This is a genomic window from Sphingopyxis indica (genome assembly GCF_900188185.1).
Lineage (GTDB): Bacteria > Pseudomonadota > Alphaproteobacteria > Sphingomonadales > Sphingomonadaceae > Sphingopyxis > Sphingopyxis indica.
Map to the genome: position 1 here is coordinate 1 of NZ_FZPA01000037.1, position 1,252 is coordinate 1,252.

The 1,252-nt window shown below is 64.1% G+C and carries 1 protein-coding gene; it reads right to left on the reverse strand.

From position 1 onward, the window contains the following. Positions 1-1,252: sugar MFS transporter (locus CHB69_RS19545; RefSeq protein ID WP_089217560.1), on the reverse strand; the 1,252-nt coding region annotated here is incomplete at both ends.

Consider the following 1,252-nt stretch of genomic DNA (forward strand, 5'->3'; position numbering starts at 1 on the left):
GGCAGGGCGTTGGTGGGTTTTGAGCCCCACAAGGCGTAGAAGAGGACGTAGAGTTCGCAGGCGACGGTGAGCCAGAAGCTGTTCTGGAGGCCGACGGTGTCGGCGAGCCAGCCCTGCACGACGACGAGCGCACCGCCGGCGATCGCCATGATCAGCAGGCCCGATCCTTCCTCGGTCAGCGGACCGAGGCCCTTGATCCCCATTGCGAAGATCGCCGGGAACATGATGGAATGGCACAGTCCGACGAGGATCAGGCACCACATCGCGACCGGCCCATGCAGGGTGGCGGCGCCGATCATCACCAGAAAGGCGGCCGAGGCATAGACGGCGAGCACCTTGTTGGCGGGAAAGGCGCGCATGATGAAGGCCCCGGCAAAGCGGCCGACCATCATTCCGCCCCACAGCAGCACGAGATAATTGGCTGCCTTGGCGGGGGTGATGCCCGCGATCTCGGGCAGGATGGCGAAATTGATGAAGAGGTTCGCGACGCCGATTTCGGCGATCAGATAGATGAAGATCGCAGGGATGCCGAAGGCCAGATTGCGATGCTTGTAGATCGGGTGCGCCCAGACCTTCCACAGCGGGACGGTCGTGCGCTCGGAGGCATGGGCGCGGCGGGTTGCTGCCCCCAGAGCGGGCAGCTTCGCGCGCCAGAAGACCAGGGCGATGATGACGAGCACCGCCGCGACCATGACATAGGGCAGCTGCGTCGCCTGCGCGTCGGCCAGCCGCTCCGCCGCGGTGAGCTGCGCGCCCTCGAGCGAATTGCCCCCGGTCGTCCGGCTGAGAATGAGGTAGCCGCCGAAATAGGGCGCGAAGAAGGTCCCCATCGAATTGAACGCCTGCACCAGCGTGAGGCGCGATTCCGACGATTCCGGCGGTCCGATCACCGCGACATAGGGGTTGGCCGCAACCTGCAAGAGCGCGATGCCGCACGCGATCACGAACAGCGCGAGCAAGGTGATCTCGTATGACGGGATGCGGGCCGCCGGGACCATGCCCAGCGCACCGGCCGCCATGATCAGGAGCCCGATGATGATCGCCCTCTTATAGCCGACGCGCTCGATCAAAAAGGCCGACGGCATGGAGGCGACCGCATAGGCGATGAACCACACCGATTCGATCAGCGTCGTCTGTGTATAATCGAGCTCGAACACGCTGCGCAGATGAGGAAGCAGCGTGTTGTTGATGACCGTGATGAACCCCCACATGAAAAAGAGGCTCGCAAGCAGAGCAAGCGGCCTTCCGTAGC